9 protein-coding genes are annotated in these 16455 nt (G+C 70.3%); 8 read left to right on the forward strand and 1 reads right to left on the reverse strand.

From position 1 onward, the window contains the following. Positions 1-89: 89 nt before the first annotated feature. A complete protein-coding gene (locus D7X30_RS08805) occupies positions 90-3149 on the reverse strand; it encodes a helicase-related protein (RefSeq protein WP_120562380.1) in 3060 nt (1019 codons plus the stop codon). A gap of 342 nt (positions 3150-3491) precedes the next feature. On the opposite strand from D7X30_RS08805, the gene D7X30_RS08810 reads away from it, so the two are divergent. From D7X30_RS08810 to D7X30_RS08845, 8 genes are all read left to right on the forward strand, one after another. Beyond that, positions 3492-5348 (forward strand): ATP-binding protein, encoded by a 1857-nt coding sequence (locus tag D7X30_RS08810; RefSeq protein ID WP_120562381.1) that lies wholly within the window; start codon positions 3492-3494, stop codon positions 5346-5348. 268 nt (positions 5349-5616) lie between these two features. Then, positions 5617-7488, forward strand: a complete 1872-nt coding sequence (locus tag D7X30_RS08815) for a cytochrome C (RefSeq protein WP_120562382.1) — start codon at positions 5617-5619, stop codon at positions 7486-7488. A gap of 27 nt (positions 7489-7515) precedes the next feature. After that, on the forward strand, positions 7516-8679 hold the full coding sequence (locus D7X30_RS08820; RefSeq protein ID WP_120562383.1) for an FIST signal transduction protein: 1164 nt from the start codon (positions 7516-7518) through the stop codon (positions 8677-8679). Positions 8680-8686: 7 nt separating this feature from the next. Continuing rightward, positions 8687-11653: a response regulator gene (locus D7X30_RS08825; RefSeq protein WP_120562384.1), complete on the forward strand. Its 2967-nt coding sequence runs from the start codon at positions 8687-8689 to the stop codon at positions 11651-11653. Further along, a complete protein-coding gene (locus D7X30_RS08830) occupies positions 11646-12065 on the forward strand; it encodes a response regulator (RefSeq protein ID WP_014393466.1) in 420 nt (139 codons plus the stop codon). Before D7X30_RS08825 ends, D7X30_RS08830 begins: the two co-directional genes overlap by 8 nt. 212 nt (positions 12066-12277) lie before the next feature. Beyond that, entirely contained in the window at positions 12278-13966 is a 1689-nt protein-coding gene (locus tag D7X30_RS42250; RefSeq protein ID WP_199724211.1) for a tryptophan 2,3-dioxygenase family protein, read from the forward strand. A gap of 2 nt (positions 13967-13968) precedes the next feature. Next, positions 13969-15108, forward strand: coding sequence for an aminotransferase class V-fold PLP-dependent enzyme (locus tag D7X30_RS08840; RefSeq protein ID WP_233591464.1), 1140 nt, complete (start codon positions 13969-13971; stop codon positions 15106-15108). Beyond that, on the forward strand, positions 15105-16151 hold the full coding sequence (locus tag D7X30_RS08845) for a methyltransferase (protein ID WP_233591465.1): 1047 nt from the start codon (positions 15105-15107) through the stop codon (positions 16149-16151). Before D7X30_RS08840 ends, D7X30_RS08845 begins: the two co-directional genes overlap by 4 nt. Positions 16152-16455: the final 304 nt, after the last annotated feature.

The following is a 16455-nucleotide window of genomic DNA, read 5'->3' on the forward strand; positions in this document are numbered from 1 at the left end:
CCTTCCTCCTAGATTCTCGATGATTGGGGAATCGGTCAAATGGCCGGAACACCATTAGAACCGATTCCATACTATCAGGATGGTTTGGCTCAGCGGTTGAGGGTGAACCCGCAGGCCGCGTCCAGCGCCACCTTCGCCCCCGCGAGCGCCTGGAGCAGGCGCTCGTAGTGATTGCGCTCCGCGTCAACCTGGGCCTCCACCTCCTCCGGGGGCAGGCCCTGGTGGGAGAGGGAGAGGCGCAGACGGGCGGCGGCCGAGTCGCGCTCGGCCTCGATGGCGGCCCGGGCCTTCTTCGCGGACCGGCCGAACTCCGCCTCGGCGGCGGCCTGGGCCACGGGCAGCGCGGCGTCCACGAAGGCGCCGAAGCCCGGGAAGGCCTGGTGGACCTCATCCCCCTTCAGCGCCTTGCCCTCGGATTCCAAAGCGGCGAGTACGGAACCGTCCGCCACGGGCCCCTCCGGGCCCTCCACCACGGCCACGGGCAGGAGGGTGCGCGCCAGGAAGCGGGCCAGCTGGCGGCTGGGCACGCGGGCGCCGGGCGAGGTGTCCTGGGGCTCCGGCAGCTGGACGTGGAAGAGCAGCTCCAGGCCGCGCGCCGGCTTCTTCACGCCGCGCTTCTCGATGTGGCGGAAGCCGCTGCGGCCGTAGGGGCCGTCCTTGAGGAAGCCGAACAGCGCCTCCACCAGCGGGTGGCCGGTGGCGAAGTACTCCAGCTCCTCCGCCTCCACGGCGGTGTCGCGCCAGAAGGTGCCCAGCACGGTGCGGTCCTGCATCACGTCGATGCCGGGCAGCCCCTCGACGTTGAGCGCGTGGCCGAACTGGAAGGCCACCTGGAAGGCCTCCACCTGTTCGTCGGTGTCCACGCCAATGCCCACGCGGCGCGCCAGCTCCGTGACGGTCTCCTCCAGGCGCTCGTCCAGGTCGCGCGCCACGCTCCACAGCCCGTCCTCCAGCGGCGGAGCCTCCTCGCCGGAGTCATCGTCGTCCCCTGGCTCCGGGGCCTCTTCGCCCATGCGCTCCTGCGCGCGCGCCACCAGCCGGGCCACGGCGGGCTTGTCGAAGCTGCGCACGTCCAGCAGCGGGTCGTACGCGCGCTTCACCTGCTCACGCGCCACCTCCACGCGGGCCTTCAGCTCCGCGGCGTACTCCACGCGCGCCTCGCGGGGCAGCAGGGCCAGGTCCGCGATGCGGTCCTCCACCTCCTCCAGCACCGCGTCCAGGCCGCCCACCGTCTCACCGAAGACGCCCACGGCGTCCGCCAGCAGCATCAACACGTCCGACGCGAGCGTGCCCGCGGGGTCGAAGACGTGGATCTCCACCGGGTGCGCCTGCCCGATGCGGTCCAGGCGGCCGATGCGCTGCTCCACCGTGGAGGGGCTCCACGGCAGGTCGTAGTGGACCAGGTGGTGCGCGAACTGGAAGTTGCGGCCCTCGCCGCCCACCTCCGTGCACAGGAGCACCCGGGGGCCCTCCGGGTCGCGGAAGCGCGCCACCTGCCGGTCGCGCTCCACGAGCGGCAGGTCGCCGTGGTAGCCCAGCGCCTCCACGCCCTCGCGCGACAGCTCCGACTGGAGCGAGTCCAGCGTGTCGCGGCTCTCCGTGAACACGAGCACCTTCGCGCGCGGCTCCGCCTTCCAGATGCCGCGCAGCACGCCCACGAACGCGATGAGCTTCGCGTCCCGGCCGGTCAGCTTGAGGTCCGCGCCCTTGAGCGCCGGGTTGGACTTCACCGCGCCCGTGAACGCCGCGGGGCTGGACTCCAGACGGCGCAGCACGTTGGCCAGCGGCGCGCCGCGAAGCGTGCCCTTCGCCAGCGTGGCGAGCGCCGTGTCGCGCGCCGTCAGCTCCTCCGGCGTGAGCTGCACCGGGTGCCGGTGGAGCCTGCGCGTGGAGAAGCCGCCCACCACCGCGCGCCGGTTGCGCACCAGCCGGTCCGACAGGCTGTACGTCTCCGCCAGGTGCGCGAGCAGCGCCTCCTTCTCCTTCAGCGTCTGGAGCCGCGCGTCCTCCGGGAAGCGCTTGGCCAGCGCGGCCACGGAGGCCTTCGCGTCCTTGCCTTCCATGAGCGCGCGCACCGCGGTGGACAGCTCCTCCTGGCGCTGGAGCCGCGCCTCGAAGCCCTTCACGGACGGCGCGGTCGCCGCGTCGATGAGGGTGAGCAGGCCGTGGTACTCCGCCGGATCCAGCTGCATGGGCGTGGCGGTGAGCAGGAGCAGGCCCCACGAGTTCGCGGCCAGCCCCTTCGCGGCGGCGAAGGCCTTCTCGCCCTTGAGGTGGTGCGCCTCGTCGATGATGACCAGGTCCCAGAAGGCGTCCTCGGCGGCCACCTCCTCGCGGTGCTCGCGGGTGCGGCTGAGCAGCTCCAGGCTGGTCACCACCAGCGGGAAGCGCGCCCACGGAGAGACGTCCGGCGCTTCCTTCAGCGACTGCTCGTAGCGGTCCGAGTCCATCAGCGTGAAGAGCTGGTTGAACTTGTGGAACAGCTCCACCAGCCACTGCACGGTGAGGTGGCTGGGCGCCACCACCAGGCACCGCCGCGCCAGGCCCACCAGCCGCAGCGCGCTGAACACCATGCCCGCTTCAATCGTCTTGCCCAGGCCCACTTCGTCCGCCAGCACGAAGCGAGGCCGGCGTGCGGACAGCACGCGCTGCACCACGCCCACCTGGTGAGGCTTCACCATCACCCGGCTGGCCAGCAGCGCGCCCAGCGCGTCACCCCGGCGCTCGTCGTCCAGCACCAGCGCCTGCTTGCGCAGCATGAACGCCTTCGCGTCCCCCACCCGCCCGTCGCGCAGCGTGGACAGCAGGTCGGAGCGCGGCGCCAGCGCGCGGACTTCGGACTCCGGCAGCTCGTCCTCCTCGCCCGTGTCCTCGAAGCGCACCACGTAGCGGCGCAGCCCGCGCGCGCCCGGCTCCTCGCCCAGGATGGTGGCCTTGCGTCCCTTCGGCGTCTGGATGGGCTCACCTTTGGGCAACTGGTAGGGCACCAGCGCACCGCCGCGCGTGGACACCAGCACCGGCTCGTCCTCGCGGGACGGGAAGGCGATGAGGGCCTTGGCCCCCTGCTCCTGCAGCGACACCAGATGCCCCACACCCCATTCGGGCTGCGGGAGGTAGCGGACCTTCAGACCTTCGACGAGAGACGCCATATGCCGTGCAACACCTGGGTGACGAGGAGGGTGCGCTGAATAACGTCCCGGCGCCCGGAAGGCCATTTCGCAGGCACCTCCACCCCGTCCAACCCCTTGATTCCAGGCCCGAGTTCCCTGAAAAGCGCCAGGCACCGTCCACCATCCGACAGCCCCGCCGCGTCCTGCCCGCCAGAAATTTCCCATCCCCACGGGCAGGGTCCTTGATTTCATGACAAACAGGTAAAAACAGGGTTATAGGATACCCTGCCCGACAGTGCGATGTCGCTCACCCCACCTTTTCGGTGATGTTGAGCGTCCTTCTGCACAGAAGCGCTCGGTGCCGTCGGGGGGGAGTGCCACATGCTGCGACGTTGGACCTTCGCTCAGCGGGTCGGGGCAGGTCTGTCCGTATGCCTTCTGGCCGGACTCATCCTGCTTGCCACCCTTGTGTTCACGGCCCACACGCTGACGGTGGACGACGGGGCCGTCCTCCATCACGCCTCCGACATCCTCTCCGGCCTGCTGGGCCTGGGCGCCCTGGTCGCGCTGGTGATGGTGCTGCGCAACGCGCTGGGCCCCATGCACGAGGAAGCCGTGCAGAGTGAGCAGCGGTTGCACCTGTTCATGGATGGCGTGAGCGACTACGCGCTGTGCTTCCTGGAGTCGGATGGCACGGTGTCCTGCTGGAGCACGGGCGCGGAGCGGCTCACCGGGTGGACGTCCTCCGACATCGTGGGCCAGCGCGTGGAGGTGCTGCACGTGCCGGATGCCGTCACGCACGGGCTGCCCGCCTCCCACCGCGAGCGGGCCGCGCGCGAGCGGCGCCTGCAGTCGGAGGGCTGGCGGATGCGCAAGGACGGCTCGCGCTTCTGGGCGGAGACGCTGCTCACCGCGCTCTACGCGGAGGGCGGCACACTGCAGGGCTTCGCGGAGGTGACGCGCGACATCACCGAGCGCAAGCGCACCGAGCGCATGCAGGCGCTGCTCGCGGAGGCGGGACGCGTGCTGCAGCCGCAGGCCGGCGCCAAGGAGCTGGGAAACGCGCTCACCCGCCTGTGCGTGCCGGAAGTCGCGGACGCGTGCGTGCTCTACCTGCCGGACAGCCAGAGCGGCGTGCGCCCCGGCGCGGTGGCGTGCGCGGACGCGGCCACCCAGGCGCGGCTGTGGGAGCCGCTGATGCGCAGGCCCTCGCTGGACGAGCCCGGCCCCGCGCGCGTCATGCACACCGGCCGCGCCGAGCGCTTCGCGGAGGTGGATCCAGACCGGCTGCCCTCCTCCGTCAGCGACAGCACCTGCGCGGAGCTGTGGCGCGCGCTGGGCGTGCGCTCCGCGCTGAGCGTGCCGCTCGTCGTGGACAACCGGGTGCTGGGCACGCTGTGCCTCTTGTCCACCCGGCCGCACCGCCACTACGGCGCGGTGGACCAGGCCTTCCTGGAGGAGCTGTCCGCGCGGGCCGCGCTGGCGCTGGACAACGCCCGCCTGCTGGCGGCGACGCAGAACGCGCTGGAGCTCATTGGAGTGGCGGCGCACGACCTGGGCACCCCGCTCAGCTCGCTGCAGCTGCGCCTGCGCCGCGTGCGCCTGCAGTGCGCGCCCGCGCACGCGGAGGACCCGCGCCTGCGCGAGGGGCTGCTGCTGGCCGAGGACGAGACGAAGCGGCTGGGGCAGCTGGTGCACAACCTGCTGGACCTGTCGCGCCTGTCCGGCGGCCGGCTGGTGCTGGAGTCCCGGCCCATGGACCTGGCGGAGCTGGCGCACGAGGTGGCCGCCCGCCACGAGGACCAGGCCGCCGCCGCCGGCTGCGCCCTCACCGTCCACGCCCGGAACGCGGCCCGCGGCCGCTGGGACCGCCAGCGCCTGGACCGAGTCCTCACCAACCTGGTCAGCAACGCCCTCAAGTTCGGCCGGGGTCAGCCGGTGGAGGTGCATGTGAACGTGGATGAGGACTCACACCGGATCCAGATGTCGGTGCGGGACCACGGCGCCGGCATCCCCGCGGAGGCCCAGCAGCGCCTGTTCACCCGCTTCGAGCGGGTCACGACGGACAGCCGCGCGCCGGGCTTCGGCCTGGGCCTCTACATCGTCCGACAGCTCGTCGAAGCCCACGGCGGCACCATCCGCGTCCACTCGCGGCTCGGTGAGGGCTCGGAGTTCACCGTCGAACTCCCGTTCACCCCGGAAGCACAGGAGGAAGCGGGAAACACGATTCGAGTTTGACCCTCCCGGGTGGGTTGCGCCCCAGAGGCCCTTCTCATCCAGTCACGAACAGTCCGAGTTCGACTCTGACTAGAATTATTCTCAGAAGTTGAATCGCTCTGTTGATTATGGATATTCTCCGTGTGGCTAGAACTGCTCGTTTCCGGCAAAAGCCGGATTTGAGAGTGACCCGCCGCCAGCGTCCCCCCGACGCAAGGGCACCCGGGTCCACTGGCCGCGACGCTGCTCCGGCAGCCGTCCGCACATACGCGTTCGGAGGAGTCCCCTCATGGCTGGAACTGTCACGATTCGGGAGCGGTGTTCTCGCACTTCCCCCCACCTGTTCACGGCGGGCCGCGCGAGCCTGCTGGCGACCCTCGCCAGCCTGACGGTGGCGTGCGGTGGTCCGGAGTCCACGGAGCTGGAGTCCTCCGCCGTCGTGGAGCCCAATGTCGAGCCGCAGCTCGCGGTCCAGGGCCAGGACCTGTCGCTGGGCGACATCCTGGGTGGCGGAAACCGCGAGCCGCCCGTGGGCCTGGCGCTGGAGGTGGACAACGGCAAGGGCGTGCCCATCAAGGTGAAGGCCGGGCAGACCTTCTGGGTGGACCAGATTGACCTGCGCGCCTCCATCACCGCGTCGAAGGACGAGGGCGTGGACGGCCTGCGTCAGAACAGCGACTTCCTGGCCATCGGGTGGTCGGGTGTGCGCATGGCGGACCAGGAGTTCGTGGGCCTGTCGAACCCGGACGGCACCTTCACCCGCCGCCGCTTCTACCGTGACGCCGCGTGGATGAAGGCGACCAGCCTCTTCACGGTGGAGCCGGTGGACGCGCGCGGCGTGCTGACGGGCGCCCCGGTGCTCCTGAACATCGGCAGCGACGACACCCGCCGCACGGAGCGTGACGACTTCTTCATCCGCCGCATGCGCGCCATCCAGTGGACGCGCGACTGCCGCTCGCTCACGGACTGCAACGGCGCCACGGCCTATGAGGAAGAGGCCCTGGTGGAGCTGCGCAACGCGTACAACCACGCGAAGAAGCAGACCCTCACCTTCAACTCCCGCACGGCGGGTCTGCGCCTGCGCTGGAGCCTGCGCCCGTTCGCCCCCTACTACATCCCCGTCACGCAGGTGTCCCAGCCGGAGTTCAGCTACGGGTTTGGCATCGACATCAAGGCCCTGACGGCGCCCCGCAAGGACGGCACGTATGCCCCCGGGTCGCAGGTCACCTTCCAGATGACCCTGAAGGACGGCAAGGGCAAGCGCCTGCACAAGGCCGGGAGCCTTCCAACCTACAATGAGGTCGCACCTCCGGGCGCTCCCGGCAGCCCGGCGGGGATCCAGTACTATCAGGCGTTCTTCAACCCCACGACGACCTACTATCGCCGCAAGCACCAGGAACGGATGATGATGACCCAGCTCATCGGGCCGGCGCAGGACATCCAGCCCATCCGGACCATCGTCGACCTGGAGGCCTTCCTGGATGACTCGCAGGACGTGCAGACCATCGCCACCCCGGCGCGCGACGGCGTCTATGCGCAGTTCATGACCTTCCCCCCCTCCAACAAGCTGTTCGGCGGCGCCTTCTTCCCCAATGACGGCCGCTGGGACGCGCCCGTGAGCGACACCTGGACCTACACCCTGCCCGCGGACGTGAAGCCCGGCACCTACCTGGTGACCGCCAAGGCGCGCCGCAATTACCTGGGCGAGGACGTTCCGGCGTCGCGCACCATCGAAATCCAGGTGGGGACGAAGACGCACACCAGCGCGGCCCTGACCACGGGTCCGTGCAACACCTGCCACAGCAAGGGCGGCGAGCTGGGTGAAGTCCTGCATGCGAACGACAACCGCGCCGCGTGCGCGTCGTGCCATGCTCCGCTGGGCTTCGAACTGGAAGGCCCCATCTTCGTGCGCACGCACTTCATCCACTCGCGCTCCAACCGCTTCGACGCGCCCCTGGAGAAGTGCTCGTCCTGCCACCTGAAGCAGGAGACCACGCAGCGCACCAGCAAGGCCGCCTGCCTGTCGTGCCACAAGAGCTACCCTGAGAGCCACGTGGAGAAGTTCGGCCCCATCGAGAGCATGTACGTCGGCGGGGGCCGCGAGTCGTTCCAGCAGTGCACCGGCAGTTGTCACAAGACACACCCCGGCGCCGGCTTCTAGCCGCCGCCGGTTCGCACGGAGGTCCTCATGGCGCACGTGAAGATGCAGACGGCTCGTTCCACCCTCACGGATCCGGTCGCCGTCGCCGAGGACCTCCTGGGCCAGTTGCACGGCCCGCCGCCGAAGCTGGTGACGCTGTTCGCGGCCCGCCAGCGCGACCAGCGCGCGCTCAACCGCGCGGTGCGTGAGCGGCTGCCCAAGGACACCCGGCTGGTGGGCGCCACCACCGCCGGGGAGCTGGACAACAACGGCATCCACGAGAACAGCGTGGTGATGGGCGCGCTCTCCGGCGACTTCGAGGTGGGCCTGGGTTTGGGAAGCGGCCTCACCGGGGACGCCATCGCCGCGGGCGCGCAGGCCATCAAGCGCGCGTGCGAGGAGCTGGGCGTGCGCCAGCAGGACCTGGACGCGCGCCGGTACGTGGGCCTCGTGATTGACGACGGCTTCCGTTACAAGAAGGAAGAGCTGCTGCTGGGCATCCTGGAGAAGAACCAGACCCTGGTGCTCGTGGGCGGCGGCGCCAGCGATTCAGAGACGGACCCCGCGCGCCAGTCCGCCCTCATCCACGTGGACGGAGAGGTCGCCGGCGACGGTGTGCTGGTGGCCCTGTTCAAGACGAACGCTCCCTGGGCCGCGCTGCGCTCGCACTGGTACGTGCCCACCGGCGAGCGCATGACCATCACCAAGGTGGATGAGACGCACACGCGCGCCCTGGAGATCGACGGTCAGCCCGCCGCCCGGCGCTACGCGGACATCCTGGGCGTGGAGAACATCGCGGACCTGGAGTTCGGCCGGCCGGGTGGCTTCGCGCTGCGCCCCACCGCGCTCAAGGTGGGCCGCGAGTACTTCATCCGCGCCGCGTGGCGCCCCCTGGAAGATGGCTCCATCCTGTTCGCCAACCTCCTGGAGGAGGGCAGTGAGCTGGACCTGATGAAGGCCGGCGACCTGGCGGGCATGACGCGGGACTTCTTCCAGGAGGAACTGCCCAGGCGGGTACAGAACCCCCAGGCCGCCCTCCTGTTCCACTGCAGCGGACGCCTGTGGTACGCGCAGGCCCAGGGCATGTTGCCAAAGCTCTCCGAGGCCATGAAGCTTGCACCGTCCGCTGCTGGGATGAACGTGCAATTCGAGATCTACTCGGGCTTCCACATCAACACCACGCTGACCGTGCTCGCGTTCGGCTCCAACTAAACAGACCATGGCCCACCACCCGTTCGACGTGGCCCAAGCCGAAGCGCCCCTCGGTTACACCCTGTCGCTGCTCCTGGTGGGCAGCGAGCGTGAGACGCGCGCCATGCGCGACGCGTTGGAGAAGGAGGACATCCTCTCCATGCTCACGCTGGAACCCGTCGGCACGCGGGAAGCCCTGGAGCAGGCGCTGGAGCGCCCCTGGGCCCTGGTGCTGGTGGGCTCCGAGCTGCCGGGCATGAGCTGGGAGGACGTCCAGTCCGCGTGGGTGAAGCGCGGCCGGGAGACGGCCTTCGTGGTGAGCGCGCCCACCTGGAGCGCGGACACGCTGTCCGCCGCCATGCGCGCCGGCGCGCGCGACTACGTCAGCGAGGACCGCTACGGCCACCTGCCCTTCGTGGTGGCGCGCGAGCTGCGCCTGCACGCCGAGCGCGCCCAGCACCAGATGACGGGCGTGGAGCTCAAGCGCACCAACTACCTGCTCAGCAACATCATCGACGCGCTGCCCTTCGTGCTGTTCGTGAAGGACGCGGAGACGCGCCGGCTGGTGGTGGTGAACAAGACGTTCGCGGACGCGTTCCGGGTCACCAAGGAGTGGTTGCTGGGGAAGCTGGACCACGACTACTTCCCCAAGGAGCAGGCGGAGTCGTTCATCGCCATCGACACGGAGATCCTCGAGACGCGCAAGATGAAGACGTTCGAGGAGGTGGCCCGCGCGGACGGCGTGGACCGCATCTTCGCCACGCGCAAGATTCCGCTGCTGGACGACCAGAACGTCCCGCGCTTCGTGATGGGCGTCACGGAGGACATCTCCGACCGCAAGCAGAACGAGGAGGCCCTGCGCGCCTCCAGGGATGAGCTGGAGGCCGCCAACAAGCAGCTGGCCGCCAGCCTGGAGGAGATCAAGAAGACGCGCGCGGTGTCCGCCCGCTCCCTGGCGAGCTACCAGCAGCGCGCGCTCCAGATGGAGATCATCCGCCAGCAGAACGAGGACCTGGACCGGCTGGCCCAGGAGCTCTCCGTGGCCAAGCGCAACGAAGAAGAGCGCGCCCGCGAGGCGGAAGGGGCCGTGCGCCTCAAGAGCGAGTTCCTGGCGAACTTCAGCCACGAAATCCGCACGCCGCTCAACGGCATCATCGGCTACTGCGACCTGCTGATGCGCGAGGAGGGCAGCCGCCTGACGCCGCACGGCCGGCGCGACCTCAACGTGGTGAAGACGAACGCCAAGACGCTGCTGGCGCTCATCAACGACATCCTGGACCTGTCCAAGATTGAAGCGGGCCGCGTGGAGGTCGTCACCGAGCCGGTGGACGTGCAGGAGCTGGCCGACGAGTGCATGGCCACCGTGAAGGAGTACCTGAAGGGCAAGGACGTGGCCCTCACGGTGAACGTGGACAACGACGCGAAGGAGATCCGCACCGACGCGCTGAAGCTGCGGCAGATCATGCTCAACCTGTTGAGCAACGCGGCCAAGTTCACGGACACGGGCGAGGTGGCGCTCACGGTGGTGCCCGCGGGCGGCGGCGAGCTCTTGATGACGGTGGAGGACACCGGCGTGGGCATCCCGTCGGATCAGCTCGCCTTCATCTTCGAGAAGTTCCGCCAGGTGGACGGCACCACCACGCGCAAGGTGGGCGGCACGGGGCTGGGGCTCGCCATCGTGCGCGAGCTCACCCGCGTGCTGGGCGGCACGGTGGACGTGAAGAGCACCCTGGGCCGCGGCTCCACCTTCACGGTGCGGCTGCCGGACGTGCTGGCGACCACGGTGGGCGCGGACAGCCCGCACGCCACGGAGCGCCTGGTGCCCTTCCACGACGTGGCCCAGAAGCTCGCGCCCATGGCGCGGCCGGGCAGCACGGTGATGGTGGTGGACGACGACGTGCTCATCCAGCAGCTCGTCACGGGCCAGCTGGAGCCCGCGGGCTTCAGGGTGGTGACGGCCAATGACGGCATCTCCGCGCTGAAGCTGGCCCGCGAGGTGAAGCCGCAGGCCATCCTGCTGGACATCCACCTGCCGCGCATGGACGGCTGGTCCGTGCTGAGCCAACTGAAGAGCGACCCGGCGCTGGCGGCCATCCCGGTCATCTTGGTATCGGTGGAGGAGCAGCGCGCCCGCGGCTTCAGCCTGGGGGCGTGCGAGTACCTGGTGAAGCCGGTGGAGCCGGAGCGCCTGGTGGACGTGGTGCAGAAGAGCCTGGCCTCCGCGGGCGCTTCCGCCGCCACGGGCGACGTGCTGGTGGTGGACGACGACGCGGCCACGCGCGAGCTGGTCAGCCGCAACCTGCGCCGCGCGGGCTTCTCCACCAACGAGGCGCGCAACGGCGAGGACGCGCTGCTCAAGGCGCGCGTGTCGCCGCCGTCGCTGGTGGTGCTGGACCTGATGATGCCGAACCTGGACGGCTTCGAGGTGCTGCGCCGGCTGCGCGCGGAGAAGCTGTCCGTGCCGGTGGTGGTGCTCACCGGAAAGACGCTGTCCAACGAAGAAGAGACGCTCTTGCGCGACGGCTTCGCGGGCTTCGTGCGCAAGGGCGGCCACGCGCTGGAGGACGTCATCGCGCAGGCCAAGGGCCTCTTGATGTCCCAGCGGGCGGCGTCCGCGGGGAAGCTGCCTCGCGTGCTGTACGTGGAGGACAGCGAGCAGAACCGCGACATCGTCCGCAGATACCTTGGCGGACTGTATGACCTCATCGAGGCGGAGGACGGCGAGCAGGGGCTGGAGCGGGCCCGCAACGACGCGCCGGACCTCATCCTCATGGACCTGTCCCTGCCGCGGCTCGACGGTTGGGAAGTCACCCGCAGGCTCCGCGCGTTGCCGGATGGGCAGAACGTGCCCGTCATCGCCGTCACGGCGCACGCGGGTCGCGAATACCAGGACAAGGCTCAGGCAGCCGGTTGCACGGCCTATATGACCAAGCCCCTGGACCGCGATCAGCTCATCGAGACGATTCGTCAGTACCTAGGGAGAAGCCATGGCTGAAGCAAAACCGCGCGTCCTTGTCGTGGACGACGATCCGGACCTGCTCGACCTCGTGCAGCGCTCGCTGAGCGCGTACGGGTTCGATGTGCAGACCCACACGTCCGCGTTGGGCGTGTCCAACATCGTGCGCGCCTCCGAGCCGGACTTCGTGCTCATCGACGTCAACTTCCCCGCCCTCAAGGGGGACAAGGTGGTGGGCCTGGCGCGCCAGTACGCGCCCCCCGGCACCCGCTTCATCCTCTACTCCGCCTCGGATGAGGCCAAGCTGCGCTCGCTGGCCATCGCCTCCGGCGCGGACGGCTACATCTCCAAGAGCGTCCAAGGCGCGGAGTTGGCGCAGAAGCTCAACGCCATGCGCCTCAAGCCTCGCCCGGCGTCGCCCAACCGGAATCCCTCACCGGTTGAGAGCTGACCCACCCCCTGGGTGAGCCCGGACCCTCGGGCCACCCCGTACTCCGGACGGATGGGAATCTCAAAAATCGATAACCAGCAAGCCCTGTATGACTTGAAGTTCACCAAAAGGGCTGTAAGGTAGTCGCTTCTAGAGATTTACGCGCTCACTGTTCCTCCCGACTGGGGCGCGCCTTACCCACCAGGAACTGCCTGCGTCCCCCCGGAGGCACCTTGCATACGTCGACCGATTACAGCCACGCCGAAAAGCTGAAGCAGGAGCTGACTCAACCCCTGTTCAACGTGATGTTGAAGAAGTGGGTGGGCAAGGGCGAGCTGGACTACGAGCGCTACCTGCACACGGACACCCTGCTGTCGCTGCAGTCGCCGGAAGGCGAGCTGGTCTCCCATGACGAGCTGATGTTCCAGATCGTCCACCAGTCTCAGGAGCTGTACCTGAAGCTGGCGTCGCGGGAGATGGTGGAGGTGGTGGCGGAGATGGACCGCGACGCGCTGTGGGCGGTGGTGGCCCGGCTGGCGCGCGTGCAGAAGATCATCGCCGGCATCAGCGCGGAGATGGCCATCCTGGAGACGATGACCCCGGCCGAGTACCAGGTCATCCGCCGCAGCCTGGGCAACGGCAGCGGCCAGGAGTCGCCGGGCTACAACACCTTGCGCCTCGCGGCGGACGGGCTGGAGTCCGCGATGGAGCGCATGCTGGCGCGTCGCGGGCTGACGCTGTTCCAGGTCTATTCGGCTGGGGGGCCGAAGGACCTGCAGCACGTCTGCGAGCAGCTGGTGACGGTGGATGAGAGCTTCCAGGGATGGCTGTACGCGCACTACCAGCTGGTGCGCCGGACGATTGGCATCGACCGCACGGTGAAGGCGCTGGACGGGCTGCCGTCGCAGGTGCTGCAGGCGCGGATGACGCTGCCGCTGTTCCGCGCGCTGTGGGACGTGCGCGTGGAGCTGACCGCGGGCTGGAAGCGCGAGGGTGGCTACACGCCGGGTGAGTCGCGCACCGGCGGCGGCTGCCCGATGGCCGCGATCAACGCGATGAAGGACACGGCGGTGCACGCGCCGGTGGCCCAGGCGCAGGCGGCGCACGCGCATGTGGCGGCGTACGCGCAGCATGCCTCGGCGGCGCATGTGCATCACACCGCGACGGCGCACGCGGCCCCGGCCCATGCGCATGAGGCGCGCACCGGCGGCGGCTGCCCGATGAGCGCGCAGCACGCTCCGGCCCACGCCTACGCGGTCCACGATCCGGCGGCCCACGCGTCCACGGTCCACGCGCACTCCGCCACGGCGCACGCTCAGCACGCCTCGGTGGCGCACGTGCCCGCGGCCCACGCTCAGCACGCCTCGGTGGCTCACGCCGTCATGGCGCATGCCGCGGAGGCCCACGCGGCCACGGCGCACGCGGCTCCGGCCCACGCGCACGAGGCGCGCACTGGCGGCGGCTGCCCGATGCACGCTCAGCACGCGCCGGTGGCCCATGCTCCGGCCGCCCACGCCCAGCCGACTCCGGCTTCACATGCTCCGCATGCGGTGGCCCATGCTCCGGCCGCCCACGCCCAGCCGGCTCCGGCTTCACACGCTCCGCACGCGGTGGCCCATGCTCCGGCCGCCCACGCCCAGCCGGCTCCGGCTTCACACGCTCCGCACGCGGCGGCCCATGCTCCGGCCGCCCACGCCCAGCCGGCTCCGGCTTCACACGCTCCGCACGCGGCGGCCCATGCTCCGCACGCACCGGTGGCCCACGCTCCGCACGCGCCGGCTCCCCATGCGGCGGCGGCTCCCGCGCCGGTGGCGCACGGGCCGCATGCGGCGGTGCCTCACGCTCCGACCCCTCACGCGCATTCGCATGCCGCGCATGTGTCGGCGTACGCCCACGCCCAGGAGCTGCGGAGCCAGTCGTGACCGTGGCGGCACTCCCGGGCGCCCTGCGCGCGGAGTACCCGCTGCTCCAGACCTGCACGTACCTCAACAGCAACTCCACCGGGGCCCTGCCCCGGGCCGTGGAGGGCGTGCTGGCGCAGTACTGGAACACGATGCGCGCGTGGCGCGATGACACCTGGGACTCCTGGCTGTCCCAGATGCAGGCGTACGCGGACGGCGTGGCGGAGCTCATCGGCGCGCCCGCCGGCTCCGTCGCGCTGGACACCAACCTGAGCGCGCACCTGTCGCGCCTGGCCTCGTGCCTGGAGTTCACCGGAGAGCGCCGCCGCGTCGTCATCACCGACCTGGAGTTCCCCACCGTGCCCTTCATCTGGAAGGGCTTCGCGCGCTACGGGGCGGAGCTGGTCGTCGTCCCGTCGAAGGACGGCCGCGTGGACGAAGCCGCGCTGGAGGCGGCCATCGACGAGCGCACGCTCATCGTCTGCGTCGCGCACGGGGCCTTCGCCACCGGCGCCGTGCTGGACGTCGCGCGCATCGCCAGGGCGGCGCACGCGGCCGGAGCGCTCATCGCCACGGACGCGTACCAGACCGTGGGCACCGTCCCCGTGGACGTGCGCCAGCTGGACGTGGACTTCCTCATGGGCGGCGCGCACAAGTGGCTGGGCGGCTCCGAGGCCGCCTTCCTGTACGTGCGCCCGGGGCTGCTGCCCACGCTCCGGCCCGCGGTCACCGGCTGGCTGGCCGGCGCGTCACCGCTCGGCTTCCAGCAGACGACGGACTACGCGCCGGACGCGCGCCGGATGATGGGCGGCACGCCCGCGCCGCTGATGGTGCTGCTGTCCCGGCCCGGCCTGGAGCTGCTCAAGGGCGTGGGCATCCACGCCGTGCGCGAGCACTCGCTGAAGCTCACCGGCCGGCTGATGGCCCGCGCGGACAAGGCAGGCCTGCGCGTGGTGACGCCCCGGGAGCCGCATCAGCGCGGCGGCGTGGTGGCGCTGAGCTTCCCCGGCGACGTCCAGGTGACGGCGCGGCTGGTGGCGCGCGGCTTCATCTGCAGCCACCGGGGCTTCCTGCGCGCCGCGCCACACTTCTACAACACGCTCGAGGAAGTGGACGCCTTCATGGACGCGCTCATCGAAGAGCAGCACAATGAAGCCGCATGAGCAGCCAGATGCCTCCCTTCACGCGTGAGGCGCCGTCGCCTCGCGCCCTCCTGCACCTGCTGTTCAACGGCGCCCGCGCGATGGACGTCGTGGAGACGGCGCTGAAGCTGGGTCTGCTGGACGCGCTGGAGCCCGGCCCGGTGACGCTGGGCGAGCTGGCCACGAAGTACGACCTGCGGCCCAAGCGGCTCTACAAGTTCCTCGACTGCCTGGAGAGCCTGGGGCTCGTGCAGCGCGAGCAGACCAGCGACGCACTGGAGGCGGCGCGCTACCGCGGCGTGCCCGGCCTGCGCGCGGCGGCGGAGACGGTGCTCGGCGAGGGCTCGCTGGAGCGCGACCGCGAGAAGTACGACTGGAAGGCCCTGCACGGCCGGCTGCCGGAGACGCTGCACGGCCAGCACTCCATGTCCGCCACGTCGTTCGACTGGCCTCCGCGCACGCCCGAACAGGTGGAGGGCTTCGAGGCCAGCATGTCCGCGGGCCTGGGCCCCATCCTGGAGACGTTCCGCGTGCACGCGGGCACCCTGTGGCCCTCCGAGGCCCGGCTGCTCGACGTGGGCGGCGGGGACGGCACGCTCGCGGAGCACCTGCTGCGCCAGCACCCGATGCTCTCCGTGGACGTCTACAACCTGCCCGCCACCGAGCCGCTCGTCGCGCGCACGCGCGAGCGCGCGGACCTGTCCGCCAAGCGGCTGGGCTTCGTGGGCGGCGACTTCCTGAAGGAGCCGCTGCCCCGGGGCTACGACGCGCTGTCGTTCGTGCGCGTGCTGCATGACTGGCCCGCGGAGGTGGCGCGGTCGCTGATGCAGGCCGCCTTCGCCGCCCTGCCCTCCGGCGGACGCGTGCTCATCTGCGAGGAGTTCCGCACCCCGGAGCGGCTGGCGGCCCAGTTCTTCTGGTCCTACTTCCTCATCGGCGTGGACACGTGCGTGAGCAGGCTGCGCGAGGTGGAGTTCTACCTGGAGGCGCTCACCGCCGCGGGCTTCGCGGACGCGCACGTGCTGCCCGGCCCCTTCGAGCTGGTAGTGGCCACGAAGCCTTGAGGCCCTGAAGCCGCCTCCCCACCCCGTCAGGGAGGCATGCGAAGCAGGGCGCCCTCCCCGGGGCGTCCTCGCATGCCCCGCGGGCCCTGTCCTACGCTGGACATCCGGCCCCTTCCGGCAGGTCACAACGGGAAGGGCCATGTTCAGACTGTGTCTCAGCCAGACGCGGTAACCAGCCACACGCAGACGGGAGGAGCCTGTATGACAGGTCCCCGGTCACGAACGGGGTTGAATGCGGTAGGGCAGCACCACGGGTGGGAAGAAGCGCGGGAGTCCGAGGCGCAACGTGGTGGCGGTAGACCGG

This window comes from Corallococcus sp. AB011P (assembly GCF_003611605.1).
In the GTDB taxonomy this organism is placed as follows: Bacteria; Myxococcota; Myxococcia; order Myxococcales; family Myxococcaceae; genus Corallococcus; species Corallococcus coralloides.